At 67.6% G+C, this 19,337-nt stretch carries 14 protein-coding genes, 1 tRNA gene and 2 rRNA genes (1 of these 17 only partly in view); 8 read left to right on the top strand and 9 right to left on the bottom strand.

Annotation, left to right across the window (positions count from 1 at the left end):
• The 3 genes from JW792_RS08730 to JW792_RS08720 all read left to right on the top strand — a co-directional run.
• Positions 1–2,453: ribosomal RNA gene (locus JW792_RS08730) — 23S ribosomal RNA — on the top strand (it extends 332 nt beyond the left edge of the window).
• A gap of 102 nt (positions 2,454–2,555) precedes the next feature.
• A 5S ribosomal RNA gene (gene rrf, locus JW792_RS08725) occupies positions 2,556–2,670 on the top strand.
• A 438-nt stretch (positions 2,671–3,108) separates the two neighbouring features.
• Positions 3,109–3,185, top strand: a tRNA-Met gene (locus tag JW792_RS08720).
• Positions 3,186–3,249: 64 nt separating this feature from the next.
• On the opposite strand, the gene JW792_RS08715 is transcribed toward JW792_RS08720, so the two are convergent.
• Positions 3,250–5,055, bottom strand: coding sequence for a PQQ-dependent sugar dehydrogenase (locus JW792_RS08715; RefSeq protein ID WP_158291607.1), 1,806 nt, complete (start codon positions 5,053–5,055; stop codon positions 3,250–3,252).
• Positions 5,056–5,174: 119 nt separating this feature from the next.
• A complete protein-coding gene (locus tag JW792_RS08710) occupies positions 5,175–5,819 on the bottom strand; it encodes a hypothetical protein (RefSeq protein ID WP_135996090.1) in 645 nt (214 codons plus the stop codon).
• Positions 5,820–6,020: 201 nt separating this feature from the next.
• Here JW792_RS08710 and JW792_RS08705 point away from each other — a divergent pair, with 201 nt between their 5' ends.
• Both JW792_RS08705 and JW792_RS08700 read left to right on the top strand, forming a co-directional pair.
• Positions 6,021–7,586, top strand: a complete 1,566-nt coding sequence (locus JW792_RS08705; protein ID WP_135996091.1) for a serine hydrolase — start codon at positions 6,021–6,023, stop codon at positions 7,584–7,586.
• A gap of 136 nt (positions 7,587–7,722) precedes the next feature.
• Positions 7,723–8,220, top strand: a complete 498-nt coding sequence (locus JW792_RS08700) for an Hsp20/alpha crystallin family protein (protein ID WP_135996092.1) — start codon at positions 7,723–7,725, stop codon at positions 8,218–8,220.
• A gap of 75 nt (positions 8,221–8,295) precedes the next feature.
• Here JW792_RS08700 and JW792_RS08695 read toward each other — a convergent pair whose 3' ends face one another.
• Positions 8,296–9,729, bottom strand: coding sequence for an MBL fold metallo-hydrolase (locus JW792_RS08695; RefSeq protein WP_135996093.1), 1,434 nt, complete (start codon positions 9,727–9,729; stop codon positions 8,296–8,298).
• A 328-nt stretch (positions 9,730–10,057) separates the two neighbouring features.
• Here JW792_RS08695 and JW792_RS08690 point away from each other — a divergent pair, with 328 nt between their 5' ends.
• Positions 10,058–11,371 carry a DEAD/DEAH box helicase gene (locus JW792_RS08690; RefSeq protein WP_135996094.1) on the top strand — a complete coding sequence of 438 codons (1,314 nt, stop codon included), beginning with the start codon at positions 10,058–10,060 and terminating at the stop codon, positions 11,369–11,371.
• 79 nt (positions 11,372–11,450) lie between these two features.
• Here JW792_RS08690 and JW792_RS08685 read toward each other — a convergent pair whose 3' ends face one another.
• The 3 genes from JW792_RS08685 to JW792_RS08675 all read right to left on the bottom strand — a co-directional run bounded on the left by JW792_RS08685 (position 11,451) and on the right by JW792_RS08675 (position 15,145).
• A complete protein-coding gene (locus JW792_RS08685; protein WP_135996095.1) occupies positions 11,451–13,067 on the bottom strand; it encodes a phosphoenolpyruvate carboxykinase in 1,617 nt (538 codons plus the stop codon).
• Positions 13,068–13,239: 172 nt separating this feature from the next.
• Positions 13,240–14,184, bottom strand: coding sequence for a pirin family protein (locus tag JW792_RS08680; RefSeq protein WP_135996096.1), 945 nt, complete (start codon positions 14,182–14,184; stop codon positions 13,240–13,242).
• Positions 14,185–14,239: 55 nt separating this feature from the next.
• Positions 14,240–15,145 carry an FkbM family methyltransferase gene (locus JW792_RS08675; protein ID WP_135996097.1) on the bottom strand — a complete coding sequence of 302 codons (906 nt, stop codon included), beginning with the start codon at positions 15,143–15,145 and terminating at the stop codon, positions 14,240–14,242.
• Between the two features lie 122 nt (positions 15,146–15,267).
• On the opposite strand from JW792_RS08675, the gene JW792_RS08670 reads away from it, so the two are divergent.
• Complete coding sequence (locus JW792_RS08670; protein WP_135996098.1) at positions 15,268–16,722, top strand: M20/M25/M40 family metallo-hydrolase; 1,455 nt, start codon at positions 15,268–15,270, stop codon at positions 16,720–16,722.
• 67 nt (positions 16,723–16,789) lie between these two features.
• Here the strand turns inward: JW792_RS08670 and JW792_RS08665 are convergent, their stop codons facing one another.
• Entirely contained in the window at positions 16,790–17,437 is a 648-nt protein-coding gene (locus JW792_RS08665; RefSeq protein ID WP_135996099.1) for a class I SAM-dependent methyltransferase, read from the bottom strand.
• A 31-nt stretch (positions 17,438–17,468) separates the two neighbouring features.
• Positions 17,469–18,005, bottom strand: a complete 537-nt coding sequence (msrB, locus tag JW792_RS08660; RefSeq protein WP_135996100.1) for a peptide-methionine (R)-S-oxide reductase MsrB — start codon at positions 18,003–18,005, stop codon at positions 17,469–17,471.
• A 143-nt stretch (positions 18,006–18,148) separates the two neighbouring features.
• Here msrB and pdeM point away from each other — a divergent pair, with 143 nt between their 5' ends.
• Complete coding sequence (gene pdeM / locus JW792_RS08655) at positions 18,149–18,850, top strand: ligase-associated DNA damage response endonuclease PdeM (RefSeq protein ID WP_135996101.1); 702 nt, start codon at positions 18,149–18,151, stop codon at positions 18,848–18,850.
• Here pdeM and JW792_RS08650 read toward each other — a convergent pair.
• Complete coding sequence (locus JW792_RS08650; RefSeq protein ID WP_135996102.1) at positions 18,847–19,335, bottom strand: DUF3429 domain-containing protein; 489 nt, start codon at positions 19,333–19,335, stop codon at positions 18,847–18,849. The two genes, pdeM and JW792_RS08650, sit on opposite strands and share 4 nt — an antisense overlap.
• Between the last annotated feature and the right edge of the window lie 2 nt (positions 19,336–19,337).

Here is a 19,337-nt window from a genome sequence, read left to right as displayed (position 1 = left end):
TGCGTGAGCGGAACAGTCTGGAAAGGCTGGCCGTAGCGGGTGACAGCCCCGTACGCGGTAACAATCTCATTGGACTTGAGTAAGGCGGGACACGTGAAATCCTGTCTGAACGTGGGGGGACCACCCTCCAAGCCTAAGTACTCCTTGCCGACCGATAGCGAACCAGTACCGTGAGGGAAAGGTGAAAAGCACCCCGACGAGGGGAGTGAAACAGATCCTGAAACCGGACGCCTACAAGCAGTCGGAGCCCGAAAGGGTGACGGCGTACCTTTTGTATAATGGGTCAGCGACTTCGTCTCTCGAGCAAGCTTAAGCCGGTAGGTGTAGGCGCAGCGAAAGCGAGTCTGAATAGGGCGCACAGTTCGAGGGATGAGACCCGAAACCGAGTGATCTAGGCATGTGCAGGTTGAAGGTGAGGTAACACTCACTGGAGGACCGAACCCACGTCTGTTGAAAAAGACGGGGATGACGTGTGCCTAGGGGTGAAAGGCCAATCAAACTCGGAGATAGCTGGTTCTCCGCGAAATCTATTTAGGTAGAGCGTCGTGTATTACCCTCGGGGGTAGAGCACTGGATGGGCTAGGGGGCCTCACCGGCTTACCAAACCTAACCAAACTCCGAATACCGAGGAGTACAGCACGGCAGACACACAGCGGGTGCTAAGGTCCGTTGTGGAGAGGGAAACAGCCCTGACCGCCAGCTAAGGTCCCCAAGTCAACACTAAGTGGGAAACGATGTGGGAATGCTTAGACAACCAGGAGGTTGGCTTAGAAGCAGCCATCCTTTAAAGAAAGCGTAACAGCTCACTGGTCAAGCGTTCCTGCGCGGAAAATGTAACGGGGCTTAAGTGTTGCACCGAAGCTGCGGGCTCGAAAGAGCGGTAGCGGAGCGTTCCGTAAGCCTGCGAAGGGCGACCCGCGAGGGCGCCTGGAGGTATCGGAAGTGAGAATGCTGACATGAGTAGCGATAAAGAGTGTGAGAGACACTCTCGCCGAAAGTCCAAGGGTTCCTGCGCAATGCTAATCAGCGCAGGGTAAGCCGGCCCCTAAGGCGAGGCCGAAAGGCGTAGTCGATGGGAACCAGGTTAATATTCCTGGGCCAGCGGGAAGTGACGGATTCCGGACGTTGTTCACCCTTATCGGATTGGGTGGGCAACCAAGGCGTCCCTGGAAATAGCTCCCGCATTAGACCGTACCCGAAACCGACACAGGTGGACTGGTAGAGCATACCAAGGCGCTTGAGAGAACTCTGCTGAAGGAACTCGGCAAATTGCTCCCGTAAGTTCGCGAGAAGGGAGCCTGGCGCTGCGCAAGCAGTGTCCAGGGGCACAGACCAGGGGGTGGCGACTGTTTACTAAAAACACAGGGCTCTGCGAAGTCGCAAGACGACGTATAGGGTCTGACGCCTGCCCGGTGCCGGAAGGTTAAAAGGAGGGGTGCAAGCTCCGAATTGAAGCCCCGGTAAACGGCGGCCGTAACTATAACGGTCCTAAGGTAGCGAAATTCCTTGTCGGGTAAGTTCCGACCTGCACGAATGGCGTAACGACTTCCCCACTGTCTCCAGCAGAGACTCAGCGAAATTGAATTCCCCGTGAAGATGCGGGGTTCCCGCGGTCAGACGGAAAGACCCCGTGCACCTTTACTACAACTTCACAGTGGCATTAGCGATGACATGTGTAGGATAGGCGGGAGGCTATGAAGCGGGAGCGCCAGTTCTCGTGGAGCCATCCTTGAAATACCGCCCTTGTCCTCGCTGATGTCTAACCGCGGACCGTGAACCCGGTCCCGGGACACTGTGTGGTGGGTAGTTTGACTGGGGCGGTCGCCTCCCAAAGAGTAACGGAGGCGCGCGAAGGTTGGCTCAGAGCGGTCGGAAATCGCTCGTTGAGTGCAATGGCATAAGCCAGCCTGACTGCGAGACTGACAGGTCGAGCAGAGTCGAAAGACGGCCATAGTGATCCGGTGGTCCCGCGTGGAAGGGCCATCGCTCAACGGATAAAAGGTACGCCGGGGATAACAGGCTGATGATGCCCAAGAGTCCATATCGACGGCATTGTTTGGCACCTCGATGTCGGCTCATCGCATCCTGGGGCTGGAGCAGGTCCCAAGGGTTTGGCTGTTCGCCAATTAAAGCGGTACGTGAGCTGGGTTTAGAACGTCGTGAGACAGTTCGGTCCCTATCTGCCGTGGGTGTCGGATACTTGAGAGGAGCTGTCCCTAGTACGAGAGGACCGGGATGGACGCACCTCTGGTGGACCTGTTGTTGCGCCAGCAGCATAGCAGGGTAGCTAAGTGCGGACGGGATAACCGCTGAAAGCATCTAAGCGGGAAGCCCCCCTCAAAACCAGGTATCCCTATCAGAGCCGTGGAAGACCACCACGTTGATAGGCCGGAAGTGGAAGCGCAGCAATGCGTGGAGCGGACCGGTACTAATAGCTCGATCGGCTTGATCTTATGACACTCATGCACGGCGATCGCTTCGTCCGTGACATGTTGTCCGATCGGTCACCCAATACATACAGTTTGTCTCTACGATTTCCGTATCGAACGCGCCGACCGGGTGGTTACAGCGAGGGGACCCCACCCGTTCCCATCCCGAACACGGCCGTTAAGACCCTCAGCGCCGATGGTACTATGTCTTAAGACATGGGAGAGTAGGTCGCCGCCCGGTCCGCCCGTTCGATACCTGTCCTCCTTTGCAATGTCACCAAGACGCCCCCGAGCCGCTAGGCCGGGGGCGTTTTGCGTTCCGGCCTGTGCCTTGCCGGCCTCGACGAAGCCCCGGACCGGCCGTTGGCGAGGCGGCGGCTCATATCCATCGCCCGGCGCGGGAGACGGCGGGCCGGGGCGAGGCCTGGCCTGCGCCGTCCCCGGTCAGGTAGCGCCGCGGGGCCGGCTCGTGCCCACCCCGGGAGCGGCATCGCCTCGGGGTGCGGTCATCGGAAGGCGGTGCATTCGCCTGGGAAATCCCGCGTGCTGGTGCGCGCTGCACGGACTTGCCCCCGCCGCGGGCCGATGCAGCACCCGCCATTGACGCGGCCCGGCGCAGTCGCTACGTACACGCCTCTTCTGAAGAAGGCCGCGGCGCCGATTTGGAAGACATCCCTGATGCGGGGTGGAGCAGCCCGGTAGCTCGTCAGGCTCATAACCTGAAGGTCGCAGGTTCAAATCCTGCCCCCGCACCCAAGTTCCGGCGAAGCCCCCTCATCGAGGGGGCTTTTGCTTTTTCGGAGACGGGCACAGCGCCTGCCTAGAGCTCGCTGTCGGGGAAGGCGTCGAGCGCCTCCTCCACATGGCCGACGTCCACCGGCCCCTCGTCGGCGAAGCGCTCGCGGGCATGGCTGAGGGCGGCGGCGAGCTCCTCTGCGGAGAGCGGGCCGAAGCGGTAGCCGGGCATCACGGTCGACCAGCGGTCGCTCGGTCCCCTGTCGTTGAGCACGAAATAGGCGAGATCGCCCGGGTCGCGCTCGAGAATGCGCGAGCCGGCGAGGGGCGGGGCGAAGCCGTCCACGCCGCCCCCGTCGCGCTGATGGCAGGCCGCGCACTCGCTCTCGTAGATGCGCTGGCCTGGCGACCGCCGGTCGACCACCGCGCGGCGTGCGGCGGGGCCGCTCGGTCGCGGCGCAATCTCGGCGAGGATCCGGGCGTCGATCTCGGCGCGCAGTTCGGCGCGTTCGCGGTCGCGTTCGGCGGCCGCATCGCCCTCGTAGGTGATGCGCCAGATATTGAGATCCATCGCGTCGCCGAGATACATCGCGCCGTCGGGCGCGAAGGCGAGGCCCTGCGGGGAGAGTGCCCCGTCATTGCGCGAGGCGGGAAAGGGCAGGTCGGGTGGGTAGCCCGGCGGACGCGGGCCCTCGAAGCCGTTGGCGAACACGATCGGCTCGGCGGCGAGCTCGCCCTCGTGCAGCGGCAGGAAGACGACGCGGTAGCCTTCCTGCGGCGGATGGATATTGGGTCCCCAGCCCCCTTTGAAGGCGATGAAGGCGCCGTCGCGATAGATGTCGGGAAAGCCGGTGTCCGCCTCGAAGAAAGCGAGCCCGCTCGGTGCCCAGTGGGCGGGAAAGCCATAGACCGGCCGCTTGTACGCCTCCGTCCGGTTCCGGCCGCGACCGGGGGTGCCTTCCGGCTCGTATTCCGGGGCGATGCGGCGCTCGCCGGCGATCTGGTCGTAGTAGGAATAGGGCCAACCGAGATGATCGCCCCGGTCGATGCGATGGAATTCCTCGCTCGGCAGCTCGGCGCCCTCGCGCTGGGTGAACAGCTCGGGGAAATAGCGGTTGAGGAAGTCGCGCCCGTGCTGGGCAGCGTAGAGCCCGTCCTGGCGCGTGCTCCAGGCGAAGGCGATGGCGTTGCGCAGCCCGGTCGCGAAATGCTCGCCATCCTCCTGGCGCTGGTTCAGCCGGTCCGCGTCGAAGCGCCAGACCCCGGCCTGGCGCTCGAGCTGCGGGCACGGGTCCATGCCCGGCGAACCCCTTGTGCGCCGCTGCTCCATGCAGGCATTCGAGGGCGCCCCGACCATGATGTACATGCGGCCCTCGCCGTCGAACGTGATCGGCTTCCAGGGATGCTCGACCCCGTTTCTGGGGAATCCGTGGACGACGCGCTCGCGCCGCCCCGACGGGGCGAGGTCGCCCGGCCGCAGCTGCCAGCGAAAGACCTCGCGCGTCGCCGAGGCGTAGAGCCATTCGCGGCCCTGCTCGTCGGTGCGGATGGCGATGCCGGAACCGGCAAAATCGCCGAAGCCCTCCGCGCGGTCGGCCACGCCGTCCCCGTCCTCGTCCTTCAGGGCGTAGAGGCCCGGCCCGAACAGGCCGCGCTTGTTGCGGATGACGTAGACGACGTTTTCCGAGCTGACCGCGAAGAAGCGCAGGTTCTCGATGCCCTGGTGGAAGACCGTGGCGCGGAAGCCCGGCGGCAGGCGGAAGCCGAGGCCGGGCTGATCGATCAGAATGGGCTGTTCGATCTCGATTGCCCCGCTCGGGCGCGCGCCTGCGTCGTGGCTCTGGGCGGCGGCACTCCCGGCACTCAGGCTCAGAATGGCGCCAGCCAGCATCGAAGGCCGAAAAAGCCGCAATAAAATTACTGACATCGTCGGAGGTGCGATTGCGAATGTTGCGCAATCTTAGTATGCCACACACCCTGCCGGCCGCAAGATGGAGCCGCGGGACCGCCTCACGCCGCGTCCCTGATATCCTTGATATCGTTTTCCAGGCCGGCGCGTACCAGCGCGGCGACGAGACGGGGGAAGTCCTCCCTGTCGACGAGTTTCGCGAGCGAGCGTGCATCCTCGCCGAGATCGAGGGCGTTCGCCGCTTCCAGTGCCTTGTCGTCGGCGAAGGGATGGAGTTCGTCCCAGACCTGCTGCACCTCGCGGCAGAAGATCGAGGCGCCCGATTTCGAGATCCCCTCGAAGGCCTTCAGGCGCGCGATCTCCTCCTCGGGATCCTGCTCCGCCGCCTCGCGCAGGTTTCGAAGGTCGCCGTCATACGTCTCGATCAGCTGTTCGGACATCTCGCCGAGATAGCTGGAATACTTCTCGTCCATGCGCGCATAACCGGCCGAGTTGAGGATCCCCACCCGCGTCTCCCATCTGGATTCGGCCATCTTCTCCGGCGTGGTGAGGCCCTCGTCGAACAGGTCCCTGGCCGCCTGCGCGCCGTGCTCGAAGCTGATCTGGGTGGAGAAGAGGTTCGACGCTACCAGCCACTGGAAGAGCGGGGCGGGCTCGTTCCTCTCGATCCGGATGCCGAGTTCGGAGCAGAAGGTCTTGCCGTGGCGGGCGAGCAGCACGTCGAGAATGTCGGATTTCGAGGCCATGGGTGCGCTCCCGCGAGGCTTGGGTCAGGCCTTGGAATGCGTCTTCGCCCCGGCCGGTTCCTCGCGGCCGCGCCGCGTAGCGCGTCAGGCCACGGTTTTGCCTTGCTGGCTTACCTGATCTTCACGTGACCGGGCGGTACGGGGCCCGTAAATCGGAACGGTCCTTCGACGGGGAAGGGCGTTCGGTTGGAAGAGAAGACGATGAGAAATTCCGTTTTCGCGAGCGCGCCGGCGCTTGCCTGTGCAGTCAGTGCGATCTGTGCGCCCGCGGGTGCGCAAACCTCCCAGGAGACCGCCGAGATCGACGCGATCGTCACGCGCGCGGTGGAGACCTTCGCGCCCGTCGGGCTCTCGGTCGCGGTCGTGCGCGGGGGCGAACTCGTGTACGCGCAGGGCTTCGGCGTGAAGCATGTCGAGCGCGGCGGCGCGGTCGACCCCGACACGCTGTTCCAGATGGCGTCCACCACCAAGGCGATCACGGCGGCCGCGCTCGGCATCCTGGTCGATGAGGGCCTGATCGAATGGGACGGGCGGGTGATCGACTACATCCCCGAGTTTCGCATGTCCGATCCCTGGGTAACGCGCGAGTTCACCGTGCGCGACCTGCTCACGCACAGGAGCGGCCTGCCGCTCGGGGCGGGCGATCTCCTGCACTGGCCGGACGGCAACGGCACGGTGGAGGACATCCTCGCCGCGCTGGCGCACATCGAGCCGGCCTCGAGTTTCCGCAGCGAATGGGCCTACGACAACATCCTCTATGTCGTCGCCGGGGAGATCGTCACGCGCGTGACGGGAGAGCCCTGGGAAGACTTCGTCCAGACCCGCATCTTCGATGCCATCGGCGCGCAGGACTGCCTTGCGATGAACGGCCGGCTGACGGCGCGCCACGACTTCGCCGAGCCGCATGCCCGCGAGGGCGGCCTTTCCGGGGTTGCCGTCCCGGCAGCGCGCGATACGTCCCGCGCCAATCCTGCCGGCTCGGGCGTGTGCAGCGCCAACGGCCTCGCCCTGTGGACGCAGACGCTCCTCGACGAGGGCGTCGCGCCGAACGGCACGCGCATCCTCTCCGAGGAAACGGTTGCCGAGCTGATGGCCCCGGTCGTGCCCATGCGCACCGGCTACACCGACCGCACCATCCGGGGCACGAACCTGAAGGCCTACGCGCTCGGCTGGTTCGTGCAGGACTATCACGGCACGCTGCTCGCCTCCCACACCGGCGCGGCGGCCGGCGGGGTGAGCTATGTCGGCCTCCTGCCGAGGGAGGAGACGGGCGTCGTCATCCTCGCCAACGACCAGACCGCCGCGATGGCCGCCATCGCTGACAGCCTCATGCTCCTGTTCACGCAGGATGAGGACGAACGGCCGGACTATATCTCGATCGTCGAGGAACGCGTCGCGAGCGGGCCCGCCCATGGCGGCGGCGAGGCCGCCGTCGAGCCCGGCCCGGACGGTCCGGCGAGCCTGCCGCTCGCGGCCTATGCCGGCACCTACGAGGATGTCTGGTACGGCACCGTCGAGATCGAGCAGCGCGGGGAGGGGCTCTACATGATCATGAGCCGTTCGCCCTCCCTGCACGGCCCGCTCGAGCATGTGCGCTTCAACACCTTCGTGGCGCGCTGGGCGACGCCCGGCCTCGGCGCGGACGCCTATGTGACCTTCACTCTCGGCCATGACGGAGAGGTGGAGTCCGTCGCCATGGACACGGTCAATCCGGGCGCCGATTTCTCCTACAATTTCCACGATCTCGACCTGAGGCCGGTGGAGTAGGGCCCCCTCTTGAAACTGGAAAGACCCTCACCTAGCTCATCGATCGGGTACCGGGCGTGAGCTGCGTTCGGATCGCGCCCGGGCACCTTCTTGAAATCCTGATGATCAACCGTTGTCAGACAAGGGAGGTGTAACCATGGCTCTTGGATCCCTCATTCCGTTCAACCGCGACACCGACGTCGCGACCTCGGGCACGCGCGATCCGTTTCTCAGCCTGCGCCGGGAGATGGACCGCATGTTCGACGATTTCGTGCGCGGCTGGCCGCTCTCGGAGTCGGTGAGCTCGACCGGCTTCATGTCGCCGCGCGTGGATGTCGTGGAGACCGAGAAAGGCCTCGAGATCACGGCCGAGCTGCCGGGTATCGAGGAGAAGGACATCCAGCTCGATCTCGCCGACGACGTGCTGACGCTGAAGGCGGAACGCTCGCACCAGCGTGAGGAGAGTGACGAAAGCCGCCGCTATCACGTCGTCGAGCGGTCTCAGGGCACCTTCATGCGCCAGTTCGTCATCCCCTTCGAGGCCGATGCCGACAAGGTGAAGGCGAGCTTCAAGAACGGTGTCCTGGATATCACCGTCCCGCGCTCGGCTTCGGCCAGGAAGCCGATCAAGCGCATCAAGGTGAACGGCGGATAAGCCGGAAGCGGCACCGCCTGAGCCTTGCGCCGGCCGCCCCTTGCGGCCGGCGTTTTCGTGCCGCGATTGTCCCTGTCAGCGCGCCGGGCACGGCGCCTCTCGCAGGGCGACCGCGGCGCGCAAGTCCTCGAGCGTGCCCGGCCGGCCGTGGCCGCCGACGATCGTGCGGACGGGCAGCTGCTCGGCTTCCAGGAAGGCCAGCAGGCGGCAGGCCTGATCGCGGGCCGGTTCCACCGAACCGTCCCAGAGGAATACCGCCATGTCGCTCTGGAAGAGCACGCCGGCATCGGGGACGAAGAAGACCAGATGCTCGCGCGAGTGAACGTTCCCGACATCGTAGGCGATGACCCGCCCGCCGATCTCGCGCCGTCCTCCGGCCGGAACGGTGTGGAGGGTGATGTCCTCGACCGGTTCGAACCGGACCGGACTGAAACTGCGCGGTGCGGTCGCGGCATCGCGGAAATAGCCCGCATGGCCGGCCGCGACGATCGCGTCGGCGCCCTGCGACACCGCGCCGGGAAACCCTCCCGAGTGGTCGCCATGGTGGTGCGTGGAGGCGATCAGGGTCACCGGCCCGCCCAGGGCCTCGCTGGCCCGCCGAAGCTGGTTCAGCCCGTCCCCGATCGAGCCGGGCGCCTCGATCAGCAGCCCGCCATCCTCGGTCTGCACGGCGAGCGAGTGATAGTCCGCCCCGGCCACGTCGTAGAGCGCCACCACGCCGTTGCCGAACACATGGCTGTCGCCCGGAGGCGATCCGCGGCCCGGGCCGGGCGAAGCAGGAGCCTCATCGGACGCCGTGACCGGCATCGCCCCCGCGCCCAGGGCATAGATCTCGAAGGCGAGATCGAACACCTCGTGTCCGGCCTCCTCGAAGCGCACCCGTCCGGGCAGCCGCCATCCCTCGGCCTCGCGATAATCCGCAAAGCTCACCTGCGCGAGGGCATCGCCGTGGCGCGGATCGTCGATCGGCCAGACGACCCGTTCGACCAGGCCGGTCTGCCTGTCGATGTGCACCCGGAGCAGCTGGCGTCCCAGCACGCCTGCGATCACGTCCGTGTCCGGGTCGCGCGAGATGAGGGTCAGGCTGGCGGGCTCATCGAGGAACGCTTCGAGTATGGCGTGCGGTGAAAGGCGCGCATGGCGGGCGATCTCGTTTGCGCCGCGCACCGTTTCGCCGTCGAGATGGCGTGTGCTCTCGAACCGGGAGGGTCCGAACGCGAACCCGGTCGTGACCACGGCCCGGCCGTCCGCGAAGGACAGGGCGAAATCGACATGATAGCGATAGTCGGCCGGCTCGTCGGGGGCGGGCCCCTGGGAGGCGATCCGGGCAGGTCCGTCGACGTGATAGCGCAGCGCCGCGGCTGCGCGCAGCCGCTCCGCCCCGCCCAGCGCCTCCGCGGCGCGTTCGGCTATGGCGACGGCCTCGGCACTGCGCTCCGGCGCGTCCTGCGCCAGTGCCGCAGCCGAGGTCACGAGCCCGATGAGAGCCATGCCGATGGTCCGCCGCATCCGAAATCCTCCCGGCCACAAGGGTGTTCGAAAGATTACACTTCACGCACCCGGATCTGGATCACACTCGCGTTATCGCGCCCATGCCTTGCTTTCGCCTTCGAACCTCGCCATATGAGGCATCAAGCGCATGGGTTCGCGGCGTAGAGACGGTGGTTTGCCACCTTCCAGCGGGCCCGATCGGATCGGCCGGAGCCTTCAAGGCTCCAGACACTGTCCGGGCGTGGGGCGATTTTGCCCTGTCCACGGCGGCTGATCTGCGCAGACGTCTCCTGAAATTCATCGCACCGGCCGCGGCGCATTCGCGCGCGGCCCCATGAGGTTTGATTTGACCAAATTCACCGAACTCGGCCTGGCCGAGCCCGTCCTTCGCGCCGTGCGCAACGAAGGCTACGAAACCCCCACGCCGATCCAGGCGAAATCCATCCCGGCCGTGCTGGCCGGACGCGATGTCGTGGGCATCGCCCAGACCGGCACCGGCAAGACGGCCGCCTTCGTGCTGCCGCTGCTGACCCGGCTTCTGGAAGAGAACAAGCAGGCGCCCGGCCGCTCGTGCCGCGCGCTGATCCTCGCGCCGACGCGCGAGCTCGCCTCCCAGATCGCGGAGTCCATCGCGGTCTACGGCAAGGGCACCGGCCTCTCCCACGCGGTGATCTTCGGCGGGGTGAAGCCCGGCCCGCAGATCCGTGCGCTGGCCAAGGGCCTCGACATCCTGGTGGCCACGCCCGGCCGCCTGCTCGACCATATGGGCGAGGGCAAGGCGCGCCTCGACCTCACCTCCACGGTGATCCTGGACGAGGCCGACCAGATGCTCGATCTGGGCTTCATGCCGGCGATCCGCCGCCTGCTTCAGGCCGTCGGCAAGCCGCGCCAGACGGTGATGTACTCGGCCACCATGCCGACTGCGATCCGCAAGCTCGCCGACGACTTCCTGCACGACCCGGTGACCGTCTCGGTGACCCCCCAGTCCAAGCCCGTCGACCGCATCGATCAGTCCGTCATGTACGTGAACACGGCCGACAAGCCGGCCGCCCTGACCGACCTGATGGCGAAGGAAGTGGGCAAGCGCACCCTCGTCTTCACGCGCACCAAGCGCGGTGCGGACAAGGTGGCCAAGTCGCTCGCCGCCTACGGCCACAAGGTCAACGCGATCCACGGCAACAAGTCCCAGCCCCAGCGCGAGAAGGCGCTCGCCGCCTTCAAGACCGGCGAGACGCCGGTGCTGGTGGCCACCGACATCGCCGCACGCGGCATCGATGTCGACGACGTGGCGCTGGTGGTCAATTACGAGCTGCCCAACGTGTCGGAATCCTACGTCCACCGCATCGGGCGCACCGCGCGCGCCGGCGCGTCGGGCCGGGCCGTGGCGTTCTGCGCGCCCGACGAGCGCACGCTGCTCGCCGATATCGAGAAGCTGATGGGCTTCAAGGTGCGCGGCCTCAACGACGCCCCGCCCTTCGTGGCCGGCCTGCCCAAACCCGGTGCCGGCAAGGGCCAGGGCCGCGGCGGCGGTCAGCGCCAGGGCGGTGCCCGTCCGGCGCGCCCTCAGGGCCAGAAGCAGGCCCAGGGCGGCGGCCAGAAGCGCCGCCGGCCGAGCCGGGGCAAGCGCTCCGGCGGCGGTCAGGCCCAGCGCAGCGCCTGAGGCTTTCCTGAAGCCGCGTAAGAAAGCCCCGGCCGATCGGCCGGGGCTTTCTCGTTTCGTCGGTTGGCGAGACCGGAGCCTATTCCGCTGCCGTCTTGGCCTGGTGCGGCTTGGGAGCCGCAGCGCGGACATAGGGCTGCACGTGGGCTTCGAACTTCTCGAAATTGGCCACGAACATGTCGGCGAGCTTCTCGGCCTGCGCGTCGTAGGCTTCCGGGTCGGACCAGGTGTCGCGCGGGTTGAGGATCTTCTCGTCCACGCCCTCGACCGCGGTCGGGACCATGAAGCCGAACACGGGATCCTCGCGGAAGCTCGCACCGGCGAGCGAGCCGTCGAGCGCGGCGTTCAGGAGCGCGCGCGTCGCCTTGATCGGCATGCGCTGCCCGACGCCAGAGGCGCCGCCGGTCCAGCCGGTATTGACCAGCCAGCAATCCACGCCGTGCTCGGCGATGAGCTCGCGCAGCAGCGCGCCGTACTCGGCCGGGTGGCGCGGCATGAAGGGTGCGCCGAAGCAGGTGGAGAAGGTCGCGCTTGGCTCGGTCACGCCCTTCTCGGTGCCGGCGACCTTGGCGGTGTAGCCCGACAGGAAGTGGTACATGGCCTGGGCCGGGGTGAGCTTCGCGATCGGGGGCATCACGCCGAACGCGTCGCAGGTCAGCATGATGACGTTCCTGGGATGCCCGCACGTGCCCTTGGCCGAGGCGTTCGGGATGTAGTGCAGCGGATAGGCGCCGCGCGAGTTCTCCGCCAGGCTCGCATCGTCCAGATCGAGCTCGCGCGTGACCGGATCCATCACGACGTTCTCCAGCACCGTGCCCCACATCTGGGTCGTGGCGTGGATCGCCGGTTCCGCCTTGGGATCCAGGCGGATCATCTTGGCGTAGCAGCCGCCCTCGAAATTGAAGAGCCCGTTCTGCGACCAGCCGTGCTCGTCGTCACCGACCAGCACCCGCCTGGGATCGGCCGACAGCGTCGTCTTGCCGGTGCCCGACAGGCCGAAGAAGACCGCGGCGTCGCCGTCCTCGCCGACATTCACCGAGCAGTGCATCGGCATGATCTTCTTCTGCGGCAGCAGGTAGTTCAGGATGGTGAAGACCGACTTCTTGGTCTCCCCGGCATAGGAGGTGCCCCCGATCAGTACCAGGCGGCGCGCGAAGTTGACCGCGATGACGGTCTCGCTGCGCGTGCCGTGGCGCTCGGGATCGGCCTTGAAGCTCGGCAGGTTCACGATCGTGAACTCGGCTTCGAATTTCGCCAGCTCGTCCATGTGCGGACGGCGCAGCAGGTGACGGATGAACAGCGAGTGCCAGGCGAGCTCGTTGACGATGCGCACGGGCAGGCGATGGTCCTCGTCCGCGCCGCCGAACAGCTCCTGGACGAACAGTTCCCGGCCTTCCATGTGGGCCCTGAAATCGGCCCACAGCGTGTCGAAATGGTCCGGGGTCATGGAGGCGTTGAAGTCCCACCACACGGACTCCTCGGTCTCGGCGTCGCGTACGGTGAACTTGTCGCGCGCCGAGCGGCCGGTGTGCTGGCCGGTCTTCACCACGAGGGCGCCGCCCCTGGCCACCTGGCCCTCGCCGCGGCGCACGATCTCCTCGTAAAGGGCGGGCTCGTTCCAGTTGACGTTCAGCTTGCCCGGATTGGTCACGCCGAGATCGGACAGATCGCGGCCGGTCATCATTGCCTCGGGCATGTTTCCCCCCATACATGTTTCGTGTCGCGCGGGTCGGCGGCGCTTAGCCCAGGCCGCAGCCGGCGTCAAACCGCAATGTTCTTACCCTTCGCCGCGCTCTGAATCACCCCTTGTCTCACGCGGGACAAACAATTTTTGCATTTTGCGGCGCAACATTGCGCGCGCGCCTCAGTCAGGTCGTGGGGCAATCCTTGCTGGGCCTGGGCGGCTCTCCGGCCTGGGAATCGCCGGGAAGCGGGATGTATTCGTGCTCGCCGCGCGCCTGGGAAAAGCGTGTGTTCGTAAAGCCATTGGCGATGGACTCCCGCCAGTCGGCCTTGGCCTGCTCGATCCGGTCCTGGCGGGTGGCGACGAAGTTCCACTCGATGAAGCGCGGGCCGAGCGCGGCGCCGCCCAGGACCATGATCCGGCTTGCCGTGCGGGCCGCCACCGGGGCCGGGCCGGCCTCGGCCAGCACGCCCATCTGTCCGGCCTTCACGCTTTCGCCGGAGAGTTCGATCTCCCCGTTCACCACGTACACCGCGAGTTCCTCGTGGCCCTCGGGCAGGTCGAACCGCGCTCCGGCCTCGGCCTCGGCGTGGATGTAGACGGTGGGCGAGTGCACCTCGACCGGGCTTCGATGGCCGTAGGCCGTGCCGAGGATCAGGCGCATCGACACCGCGTCCATCTTGAAATTGGGAAGGTCGTCCCTGCCGTGATGGACGAAGGCCGGATCTGTCTCCTCCGCCTCCTCGGGCAGGGCGAGCCAGGTCTGTATGCCGTGCAGGGCATGGCCGGCCTGGCGCGCCGTGATGCCGGTGCGTTCGGAATGGACGATGCCCCGGCCCGCCGTCATCAGGTTCACGTCGCCGGGATAGATCGTCTGGAACACGCCGAGACTGTCGGCATGGTCCATCTCGCCCTCGAACAGATAGGTGACGGTGGCCAGCCCGATATGGGGATGGGGGCGCACGTCGATGCCCTTGCCGGGCGCGAAGCGCGCCGGGCCCATCTCGTCGAAGAAGATGAACGGGCCGACGAGGCGTCTCTTGGCGTGCGGCAGCACGCGGGCGACCTCGAACCCGCCGAGATCCTTCTTGCGTCCGTCGATGATGCGCTCGAGTGCGGGCTGGGCCACGGGCGTTCCTCCTCCTTCATGGCGATGCGAGCACTATAGGATATGGCAGATCCGCTCAAAGCCGCAGGATCGCGTTCATCCGGGTTTCCCTGGCGACCCGGTAGCCCTTCGCGCAGGCGAGCGCGACGGCGTCCTCGGCGGTGGAAAGCGCATTCACCGCCGGGCGCTCCATCACGATGAGGCCCGGCCAGGCCGCGTGCGCCACGTCGCGGAAATAGGCCGAGAGGATGCGCGCCTCGCCGCCTTCGACATCGATCTTCATCGCGTCCAGCGCCTCGACGCCGTGCTCGTCCAGCAGGGTCTTCAGCGTCGTCACGCGCACCGCCTCGCCGGCCCCGCCCGCGCCGGTCTCCAGCGCCGCGCGGCCCTTGTTCTCCCCGACGAGGCGCATCACGCTCTCGCCTTCGTAGTCCGACAGCGCCACCCCGGAAATCTCGAGGTTCGACAGGGCGTTCGCCTCGGCATTGAAGCGCATGCGCGCGCGCATCTCGCGCTGGGGCTCGACCGCGATGACGCGCGAGCGCGGCCCGCCCGCCTTCGCCGCGAACAGCGCATAGGCCCCGGCATTGGCGCCGATATCGATGAAGACCTTGCCCGGCCCCATCACCTCGCCGAGCGCGGCGAGTTCCTCGGGGTCGAAGCATTGCGGCGTCATGAAGAGCCGCTTTTCCGACAGGTTGTCCTTCGGGTGCAGGCGCAGCTTCAGGCCCAGCGCCTCGACATCGGCCACCCCGCCGGTGAGCCCGGCCAAAGCCAGCGGCCGCGCGATCCCGGCGAGCTTCAGCCCCGTGCGGTTCGCCGGCAGGCGCCGCCCGATGGCGAGGCCCACCCGGCCCGCCAGGCCCGGCGCGAAGGCGCCGTGACCGGGCGCGCGGTCTCCGGCGGCGGGGATGCGGTCCGCGTCGCGCGCGTCGGGCAGGTCCTCGAAGCGGGGTTCGTCGTCGGTACGGGTCTCGGTCATGGCGATGCTTATAACGCGCCTGGCGAGCCCGTGTCGCCCCGGTCTTGTGCAGCGCGCCGGCTTGGAGGCCGCGGCGCCCCGTCCTAGTGTGCGCAACAGATTGATCCGGGGAGACCAGACCCATGCTGCGCACCATTATCGCCGCCGGCGCCGGCGCCTTCATCGGCGCGGCCGCGCTCGCCCAGACCGACCGCTACGAGATGCCCGCGGACGTGGCCGGGACCGCCCGCGCGCTGGCCGACACCGCGCTCGACAGCGATCTCGCCTGGGACATCGTGGAATCCCTGACCACCGAGGTCGGCCCGCGCCTCGCCGGCACGCCGCAGGAGGCGCGCGCGAGGGACTGGGCGGTGGCGAAGATGGAGGAACTCGGCTTCGAGAACGTGCGCGTGGAGGAATTCCCGCTCGACCTGTGGACTCGCGGGCGCTCGATCTACGAGGAAGTCGCGATCGTCTCGCCCTATCCCCAGCCGCTCTACGCGACTTCGCTCGGCGGCGCCGCGCCGACGCCCGAAGGCGGGCTCGAGGCCGAACTCGTCTTCTTCGACAGCTTCGACGACCTGCTCGCCTTCGACGGGGCCGAGGACGCGCTCCGGGGCAAGCTCGTCTTCGTCAACGACCGCATGGTCGCCTCGCGCACCGGGGAGGGCTATGGCTGGGCCAACCGCAAGCGCCGCCAGGCCTGGCTCGAGGCGGAGAACCGCGGCGCGGCCGGCGTTCTGATCCGCTCGGTCGGCACCTCCAGCCACCGCTTCGCCCATACCGGCATGATGAGCTTTCCCGAGGAACGCATGCCGGAAATCCCGGCGCTGGCGGTTTCCGCACCCGATGCCGACCAGATCGAGCGCATCCACCACAGCGGCGAGACGATCACCCTGCGCCTTCGCACCCATGCCGGCTGGCGCGGCGAGGTCGTCTCCGGCAACGTGATCGGGGAGATCCCGGGGCGCGAGACCCCCGAGGAGATCGTCGTCATCGGCGGCCATCTCGACAGCTGGGATCTTGGCACCGGCGCGCTCGACGACGGGGCGGGCGTGGCCATCACCATGGCCGCGGCCCATCTCATCGACCAGCTGCCCGAGAACCCGCGCCGCACCATCCGCGTCGTGCTGTTCGGCGCCGAGGAAGTCGGCCTCGTCGGCGCGCGCGCCTATGCCAATGCCCGCCTCGCGGACGGCACGATCGAGGACCACGTCATCGGCTCGGAATCCGATTTCGGCGCGCGCGAGGTCTGGAAGTTCTCCTCCAATGTCGGACCGGAGGCGCTTCCCGTCATGGACGCCATGGCGCGCGAGATGGCCTTTCTCGGCATCATCCGCGGCGACAACGAATCCGGGGGCGGACCCGACATGATCCCGCTGCAGTACATGGGCGTGCCCATGGCTGCGCTGGAGCAGAACGGCGAGGACTACTTCAACTTCCACCACACGCCCGACGACACGCTCGACAAGATCGATCCCGGCGAGCTCGCCCAGAACGTCGCCGCCTGGGCGATGTTCGTCTGGATGGCCGCCGAGCTTCCGGTCGATTTTCGCGCCGGTGAGGACGAGGCCGAAGCCGGCGACGCGGCACGGTGAAGCTTCCTCCGTCGCGAGAGAAGGGACGAGGCCGGCTCACCGCGGCCGGTTCGCAACGATCGCACGGCTACGTCGCGAACCGCCAGACCCGCGCCAGCCGCACGTCGCGGTCTTCCAGGTCGCGCGTGACCGGCGTGTCGTAGCGCGCGAGCGGTTCGAGCCTGTCCTTCGGCAGGAAGGTCCGGCCCGGATCGCCGATCAGGACCGCCGCGCCGCGCGCGGCGAGTGCTTCGAGCCACGCGCCGATCCGCGCCGCGCCGGGCCCCTCGTAGAAGACGTCGCCGGCAAGCACCACGTCCCAGCCCCGGTCGATCCCGACCAGATCGGTCTCCTCGGCGTGGATCTCGACGTCATTGAGTGCCGCGTTCACGCGCGCGGCCTCCACCGCGAACGGGTCGATCTCGCTGGCCTCCACCCGCGCCGCGCCGGCCCTGGCCGCGCCGATCCCGGCGACGGCGCAGCCGCAGGCGAAGTCGAGCACGCTCTTGCCCGCGACGATGCCGGGATTGTCCATCAGGTAACGCGCCAGCGCCTGCCCGCCGGCCCAGGCGAAGGCCCAGAAGGGCGGCGGCAGGCCGATCTCGCCCAGCGCCTCCTCGGTCTTCTCCCAGATGGGAAGCGTCTCGTCGGCCAGGTGAAAGCGCAATTCCGGCGTCAGCGGCGCGGACTGGATGCGGGTATTGTTCGCGATGAAGCCGGGAGGGGAGAGCGCCATGGGCCTCTCATCTCACGCCGCGCGCGCGGCGTCACGCCTCGTCGGGGACGAATTCCAGCGCAATGCCGTTATTGCACCAGCGCTCGCCGGTGGGCGGCGGGCCGTCCTCGAAGACATGGCCCTGATGGCCCTTGCAGCGCACGCAGTGATACTCGGTGCGCGGGGTCCAGAGTCGGTAATCGGCCTTGGTGTCGATCGCGCCCTCGATGTGATCGTAGAAGCTCGGCCAGCCGGTGCCGGACTCGAACTTGGTCTCCGAGCGGAACAGCGGAAGCGCGCAGCCGGCGCAGACATAGGTGCCCGTCCGGCTCTCCTCCAGCAGGGGCGAGGAGCCGGGCCGCTCGGTGCCTTCCTGCCTGAGGACGCGGAACTCGGCCTCGGTGAGCCGCGCCCGCCAGTCCGCCTCGGTCAGGGCGGCGTAGTCGATCTCGGCTTCGCCCATCGCCACGATGCGGGGCGTGTCGTTCGCGGCCTCCGCGGAGGCGCCCGACTGCGCCTGGCTCGGCGATCCGCGCCCGCAGGCGGCGAGCGCCGTGGCGGAGAGCAGGAAGAGGCGGCGGTCGAACATCGGACATCCCCTTTTCGGGCGGCTGGTCTCCTGATGTAGGGGGCTGCCCGCTCACGGTCCAATCACGCCTGCGCGCGCGGGCCGCAGCGAAACGGTGAGCGGGCGGCTTGTGAAACGCGCCGGAATCCCGTTTTGTTCTGAACATGAACGCGCCGGACCGCACCCTCCACGAAACCCTCGTCGTCAACGGCGCGCAGCTCGTCGCCGACCTGTCCGGCGCGGCCTTCTACCCGGCGCAGTCGACGCTGCTGGTCGCTGACTTGCATTTCGAGAAGGGCTCGGCCTTCGCCCGGAAGGGCCTGTTCCTGCCGCCCTACGACACGCGCACCACGCTCGCTCGCCTGGAGGCCGCGATCGCGCGCCACCGTCCGGCCCGCGTCGTGGCGCTGGGCGACAGCTTCCACGATTGCCAGGCCGATTTCCGCATCCATGGCGAGGACTCGCGCACGCTCGCCACGCTCGTCGCGGGCGTGGAGGACTGGGTCTGGATCGAGGGCAATCACGATCCCGCCCCGCCGCCGCGCTATGGCGGGCGCATTCTTGCCGAGTTGACGCTCGGCCCGCTCGTGCTGCGCCACGAGCCGCAGGCCGGACGCCAGCCGGGCGAGGTCGCCGGGCATCTCCATCCCTGCGCCAGGGTCAATGGCCGCGGCCGCAGCGTGCGCGCGCGCTGCTTCGTCAGCGACGGGTCCCGCCTGATACTGCCCGCCTTCGGGGCCTATACCGGCGGGCTCAACATCCGCGACGCCGCCTTCGCGCCCTGCTTCGAGACCCGCCCCGACGCCTGGGTGATCGGGCGCACGAAGGTGTACCGCGTGGCGGGCAAGAGGTGTCTGGGCGATTAGAGCCCGAACCCGGTCCGCACCCACGCCGCGGCGAGAAGGCTGAGAACGGCGCCGAGGGTCAGCAGGAGGCGCAGCGGGGCGTACCAGTCGGGAAAGCTCGCCCCGCGAATGGCCGAGCGGTCCCAGAGATACTGGACGAGGAAGCCGCCGGCCAGGATCAGCCAGCCGGCCAGCTCGGCATTGAGCGGCAGGCCCGGCCGGTTCCAGACCTGCATCAGCACCGCGATCCACCCCGAGAGCGCGATCAGCACGGAGAGCGTGAGCACGCTCGCGCGCGGCTCGTCGCCCTTCAGCACGAGTTCGGCCGCCCAGCGCCCGCCGGCGAGGAAGGACAGGATCACCGCGGCGTAGACGGGCAGGGCGTTGGCCGCTTGCAGCGCGGCCGGCCCGCCGATGGCGAGGCCCACCGCGCCGGCCACGAACGGGATCAGCCCGCCAAAGCCGAGCACGATCGCGATGGCCGGGGCGTCCTTCAGCTTCTCCATGT

The organism is Marinicauda algicola (genome assembly GCF_017161425.1).
In the GTDB taxonomy this organism is placed as follows: domain Bacteria; phylum Pseudomonadota; class Alphaproteobacteria; order Caulobacterales; family Maricaulaceae; genus Marinicauda; species Marinicauda algicola.
Note: the sequence above shows the minus strand (reverse complement) of the source record. Positions and strands in the feature narration are given on the sequence as shown.